We start from the raw sequence: 5,617 nt of genomic DNA, 5'->3' as shown, positions 1-5,617 counted from the left end.
GCCGGCGCGGGCGCGGCGGCGACCGGCGCGGGCGCGCGGGTCACGGAGGGGACGCCCTCGACGTCGAGGCGACGTTCGAGGCGGTCGAGCCGCGCGGCATACCCACTCTCGCCGGAGGCGGCCGGGAGCAGGACGCGCGCGCAGATCAGTTCGAGCTGGAGCCGCGGCGCGGTGGCGCCGGTCATCTCGGTGAGCCCTGCGTTGACGATGTCGGCGGCGCGCGACAGGGACCCGGTGCCGAACGCGATGGACTGCTGGCGCATCCGCTCGAGCTGGTCCTCGGGCACCCCGCGCAGCACCGACGAGGCGCCGTCCGGGACGGCCGCGACGACGATGAGGTCGCGCAGGCGCTCGAGGAGGTCCTCGACGAACCGGCGGGGGTCGAGCCCGGTCTCGATGACCCGATCGACCTGGTGGAAGACGCCCGCAGCGTCACCGGCGGCGAAGGCGTCGACGATCGCGTCGAGGAGCTCGCCGTCCGTGAAGCCCAGCAGCGCGGCCGCGCCCTCGTAGGTCAGGCCCTCGTCGCCGGACCCGGCGATGAGCTGGTCGAGCACGGACAGCGAGTCACGCACGGAACCACCGCCCGCCCGGGTGACGAAGGACAGCACGCCCGGCGCGACCGCCACCCCCTCCTGCTGGCACAGCGTGGCCATGTAGTCGGTGAGCTGACCCGGCGGCACGAGCCGGAACGGGTAGTGGTGCGTACGCGAGCGGATGGTGCCGATGACCTTTTCGGGCTCGGTCGTCGCGAAGACGAACTTCACGTGCTCGGGCGGCTCCTCGACGATCTTGAGCAGGGCGTTGAAGCCCTGCGGCGTGACCATGTGGGCCTCGTCGATGATGTAGATCTTGTAGCGGCTCTGGGCCGGGCCGTAGGACGCGCGCTCGCGCAGGTCGCGCGCGTCGTCGACACCGCCGTGGCTGGCCGCGTCGATCTCGATGACGTCGACGCTGCCGGCACCACCGCGCGCGAGCGCGACACACGAGTCGCAGGTGCCGCAGGGGGTGGGCGTGGGGCCCTGCTCGCAGTTGAGGCACCGGGCGAGGATGCGCGCACTGGTCGTCTTGCCACACCCGCGCGGGCCGGAGAAGAGGTAGGCGTGGTTGACCCGGCCTGTGCGCAGCGCCTGCATCAGCGGCTCGGTCACGTGCTCCTGGCCGATGACGTCGGCGAAGGTCTCGGGCCGGTAGCGGCGGTACAGGGCGGTGCTCACCTCGGGAACCCTAGTCGCCCCCGACGACATCAGGTATGCCGCGTGCTCACCGCTACGGGACCGGTCGCGAGCGCGGGTGGTGGCCCGTGAGGTTGCCCTTGCCGAAGGCGCTCACCGTCCCCGTTGCCACGTCCACCTGAAGGAGCCCGTCGAGCCCGTGCTGCGGGTCGGCTCCGACGAAGACGAGGGTCCGGGCGTCATTGGAGAAGTCTGCGTGCTCGGCAGCTCCACCCCGGTCGGTCAGGGTCGTGAGGCGCCGGCGACCGGTCCCGTCAGGGCGCACGAGGTAGAGGTCGGTCCCCCTGGCACCTGCCGCCGGGAGCGCGGCGTACTGGATCAGGTCGCCCTTCGGGCTCCAGTCCGCGGTCTGCGCGAACAGGGCCGGATCGGTGAGGGCCTTCGTCCGGGGCGGGGAGGTCGTGAGGTCGACGGCGATGAGCGTGACGCCCTTGGTGTCGTCGTAGTCCTGCACCGTCGCGTGCACCCACTCGAGGACCAGGGCCTTGCCGTCAGGGGCGTACCGGACGCCGGCGTAGCCCTCGCCGGGCTTCGCCGTGAGGAGGGTCCGGGTCCTGCCGCTGAGGACGTCGACCACCTCCAGGGTGCCGCCGGCCTTGGGGCCGGGGGCCAGCCGGGTGAAGGCGATCTCGTCACCGTCCGGGGACCAGGCCGGGTCGTCCACGAACCGGCAGGAGCCGATGCAGTCCACCAGGCGCCGCAGCCCGGTGCCGTCGGCGCCGACCACCCAGAGGCCGGGGTGGCTCCCGAGGTCGGTGCCCTGCCCGACGAAGGTCAGCCGTGACCCGTCGGGGGACCAGTCGGGGTTGTCCTCGGGACCGGACGTCAGCGAGCCAAGCGGTTGCGTCACCCCGTCAGGTCCCACGAGGAGGATCCGGAAGTTGGAGTCCTGGAAGGCGTACGTGGGCGCGCCTGCCGTCGGCGCCGGGTCCGCGGAGGTGGAGGACGTCGCGGTCCCGGATGTCGTCGCGGTCCCGGATGACGTCGCGGGCCTCGCAGCTGGAGTGGCGGCGTCAGGCGACGCTGCCCCACTGCACCCCGCCAGCACCAGGGCAGCCACCACCGACGTCCATCGTGCAGGTCCTCCCACGGCACACCTCCCGTGCCACCACCAAAGCAGTTGGCTGGGTCGCATGGTGCCAAGCGGGCGAAACTCCTGGCACGAAGGGAACATCCCGGACGCAAAGGGACACCCCGCGTACCTGGAAGAGCTCTCCTACCCTTGCTGCATTCCTGCCCTGGGGGAGTTCGGAGAGGTACCACCACACGGGGTGCCTGCACCGAGTCTAGACGGGGGTGCGGGTCGCCAGCGAATCCGCCCCCGGAGCCGCTGCACCCGGGGGTGCGGGTCCGGGGCTCGTCGGCCACTGAGACCATGGTCGCTCCCCGAGACCCCGTCTGGACCCCTGGAGAGATCGCCGTGAGTGGCCTGTCGCCCGTCACCCTGTTCCGTCGTGCCGCAGTCGCCGAGGCGGTGACGTGGGCGCTCCTGCTCGTGGGCATGGTCCTCAAGTACGGGACCGGGACGACCGAGCTCGGCGTGCGCGTGTTCGGCATGGCGCACGGCGTCGTGTTCATCGCCTACTGCCTCACGGTGGTCTTCGTGGCCGTCAACCAGCGCTGGTCTCCGGGCACCACGGTGCTCGGGCTCGCGAGCGCCGTGCCGCCGTTCATGACGGTGTGGTTCGACCGTCGCGCGGAGCGACGGGGTGACCTCGCCGGCCCGTGGCGCCTGACGCCCGGCGGAGAAGAGCCCGCAGGCGTCCTCGAACGGGCGCAGGCCTGGATGCTCGCCCGCCCGGTTGCGGCTGCAGCGGTGGCCGTCCTGGCGGTCGCCGGGCTGACCGCCATGGCACTGCTGGTCGGCCCGCCGGCGGGCTCGCCGAGCTGAGCTCCGCGCGACGAGGAGGGTGGACGGCAAGCGATTTCAGTGGTGGGCCACCGCTCGGGTAGCCTCCTCCGCGGAGGATTCGCATAGTGGCCTAGTGCGCACGCTTGGAAAGCGTGTTGAGTGAAAGCTCTCAGGGGTTCGAATCCCCTATCCTCCGCCACGAGATGGCCCCCGAGCAGGTGAGGGGGCCTTTCTCATGCACGCCACCAGGACGTGTTGCCGGGAGATCGGCAACACGCCCCGAGTCCCGGCCCCGGTGACGACCGGTCAGCAACAAGTCAGGGGAGGTCACCCGGCTCGGGGTGCGCCCAGGGGCTCGGCCAGCACGACGAGGTTGTGGTCGTAGTGACGGGTCCGGGCGTCGAAGGTCCCGGTGCAGGTGATGAGGACGAGCCGGCCCGGTGCCCGCCGGTCGAACACGTCGGCATCCGTGGCCAGCACCCCCTTGGCCACCTCGCGGTTGGACCTCACGACGTAGGTCAGGCGGACGCCGTCGCCGCCCAGCTCGACTCGGTCGCCAGGCTCGGCGTCCAGCAGCTTCGCGAAGAAGCCCACGCCGCGTTGCCTCGAGTCGATGTGACCGGCCAGGACGACGCTGCCGAAGAGCTCGCCGGCCAGCGAGCCACCCACCCAGAACCCGACGTCGCCAGGGTTCGGGGGCAGCTCCAACACACCCCCTGCGCCCGCATCCACACCGTGGATCGACGCGGTGGCGCCGCCGCTCGACAGGAGGCGGATCCGCTTGGGCACGAATGTCTTTCGCTGACTGGCAGCCGCCGTTCCGGACTGCGCCGGCACCGCGCCGCCACCAGTGCTGTCGCGCGTGGTCGGTGACGAGGTGGTGGTGGTCGTGGCCGGGGCCGCTGTGGGCACCGCGCCCTCGGCCTGTCGACCGGTGGGGGCGCAGCTCCCGAGCAGCAGGACGGCCGTCGCGGCCGCCCCGAGCCGCCGGCCGCGCATCGCGATCAGGCTCGCCGTCGTGCGCTCCGCGACGCCGCCAGGAGCAGGACGGCCAGGACGACGAGCCAGAGCACCAGGCCCGGCGCGGGCGACGCGCCAGGACTCGAGCGCGTTGCACCCGAGCCCGCGGCGCCCGACCGCGTGTGGGCCGCGATGAGTGCCTGGGCCTGGCCACCGTCACCCGCGTCCACCTTCGACACGGTGGACCCCGAGCCCCGGCTGGGGACCGGGAGCACCTGCACGACTGCGTCCATCGAGCCGGTCGCGGCGACCCCGATGGCGAACACCCGCGTGAGGGCGGACGCGGCCACCGGCAGGTCGACCGGGCCGAGGACCACCGGTGAGGTGGCGGCGGTCGGCACGATGTCGACCGGGTAGGTCCCGGACGGCACCGTCAGGGTGAGCTCCTCGCCGTTGGCCACGTTGGCGAACAGCACCTTGCCCTTGACCCGGATGTCCGCCGGCCCGACGGCGGCCGTGTGGGCGACCGTGAGCCGCCCGCTGTCCGCCGTCACCGGTGTGAGGTCGTTCGGGTATGCGGTGAACACCGGTGGCTTGGACGGGTCCACCTGCCGGTGGAGCACCGCATCGATGCTCTCCCAGGCCTTGACCGTCAGGCTCGCGCTGACGGGCGGACCCGAGGTCGGGGTGGCGGTGACGGTGTGCGTTCCGGGGGTCAGCCGGTAGGGGCCGGCGACGGTCTTCTCCACCGCCTCCCTGACCACCACCCTGCCGTCCACGGCGAGGGACATCGTCGCGGCGTCGACACCTTGGACCACATAGAGGGTGGCCCGGTCGGCGACCGACGGCGCGGGAGCCGACGGCTCCGCTCCGGAGGCGGACGTGGCGGCCAGGGACGCCGCTCCGACCGTTACCAACGCGCTGACCAGCAATGACGTGACGGTGCGGCGCATCGGACTCTCCCACCTCGGTCAGCGGTGACCGGATGAGGCGACTATGAGCCCGCACCCTCAGGGGTGGCTCGTGCAAATGACGTAAATCCGACTGTTGGGGTGTACCGCCGGGCCCGACTCGACCGATACTCGACGTGGCCGGGAGGGAGTCACGATGAGTACGACGCGCAAGAAGAAGAAGATCTCCAGCCGTGCCCAGCCCCATCGGGACGGACCCCGGGAGACGCAGCGGGCTGGCGTTCCCGCCGAGAACCAGACCCGGGCGATCACGGAGGACCCCGGCGGCGACCGCGCCTCGACGCCGACGCCCGTCCTGCCGGCCGCCTCACTGGCCGAGCTGGAAGAGGCCGTGGCCACCCTGGTCCAGGCTCTGCAGGAGGACTCGCGGACGACGGTCGAGCCACCACGTCCCGCCACGCCACTGCGCGCGGCACACCTCTCCGCCCCCGCACCGGCGGCCTCGCAGCCGCCCACCCCTGCACCCGCGGCACCCTCGGAGCCGCCCGCCGCACCCCCGGCAGCCCGCGAAGAGCCGYCAGCCCCRCCACCGGCGGCCCGCAAAGAGCCGCCCGCGGCGCCACCGGCGGGGCCCGGAGAGCCGCCCGCGGCGCCATACG

5 protein-coding genes, 1 tRNA gene, 1 other RNA gene and 1 pseudogene are annotated in these 5,617 nt (G+C 72.6%); 3 read left to right on the top strand and 5 right to left on the bottom strand.

The genetic code is table 11. The annotated features are described in order from the left end of the window. The 3 genes from AC1DV7_RS18050 to ffs all read right to left on the bottom strand — a co-directional run. Positions 1-1,247: DNA polymerase III subunit gamma and tau (locus AC1DV7_RS18050; protein ID WP_477598714.1), on the bottom strand; the 1,247-nt coding region annotated here is incomplete at its 3' end. Between the two features lie 22 nt (positions 1,248-1,269). Continuing rightward, on the bottom strand, positions 1,270-2,085 hold the full coding sequence (locus tag AC1DV7_RS18045) for a hypothetical protein (RefSeq protein ID WP_477598713.1): 816 nt from the start codon (positions 2,083-2,085) through the stop codon (positions 1,270-1,272). 332 nt (positions 2,086-2,417) lie between these two features. Further along, an RNA gene (gene ffs / locus AC1DV7_RS18040) (signal recognition particle sRNA small type) lies at positions 2,418-2,514 on the bottom strand. 96 nt (positions 2,515-2,610) lie between these two features. Between ffs and AC1DV7_RS18035 the strand changes: the two genes are divergently transcribed. Then, complete coding sequence (locus AC1DV7_RS18035; protein WP_477598712.1) at positions 2,611-3,126, top strand: DUF3817 domain-containing protein; 516 nt, start codon at positions 2,611-2,613, stop codon at positions 3,124-3,126. 72 nt (positions 3,127-3,198) lie between these two features. Next, a tRNA-Ser gene (locus AC1DV7_RS18030) sits at positions 3,199-3,286 on the top strand. A 128-nt stretch (positions 3,287-3,414) separates the two neighbouring features. Here the strand turns inward: AC1DV7_RS18030 and AC1DV7_RS18025 are convergent. Beyond that, complete coding sequence (locus tag AC1DV7_RS18025) at positions 3,415-4,086, bottom strand: class F sortase (RefSeq protein ID WP_477598711.1); 672 nt, start codon at positions 4,084-4,086, stop codon at positions 3,415-3,417. Positions 4,087-4,091: 5 nt separating this feature from the next. After that, entirely contained in the window at positions 4,092-5,000 is a 909-nt protein-coding gene (locus tag AC1DV7_RS18020; RefSeq protein ID WP_477598710.1) for a DUF4397 domain-containing protein, read from the bottom strand. Between the two features lie 154 nt (positions 5,001-5,154). Here AC1DV7_RS18020 and AC1DV7_RS18015 point away from each other — a divergent pair. Then, positions 5,155-5,617, top strand: a pseudogene (locus AC1DV7_RS18015) (hypothetical protein); the annotation flags it as partial.

The sequence above is a fragment of the Pedococcus sp. P2_E4 genome, assembly GCF_056403935.1.
The sequence above is the reverse complement of the archived record's forward strand: the minus strand, read 5'-3'. Positions and strand labels throughout refer to the sequence as shown.

Coding starts and splice junctions, on each gene's coding strand:
- AC1DV7_RS18035 (WP_477598712.1), top strand. CDS start 2,611: ATGGTCGCTCCCCGAGACCCCGTCTGGACCCCTGGAGAGATCGCCGTG.
- AC1DV7_RS18025 (WP_477598711.1), bottom strand. CDS start 4,086: ATGCGCGGCCGGCGGCTCGGGGCGGCCGCGACGGCCGTCCTGCTGCTC.
- AC1DV7_RS18020 (WP_477598710.1), bottom strand. CDS start 5,000: ATGCGCCGCACCGTCACGTCATTGCTGGTCAGCGCGTTGGTAACGGTC.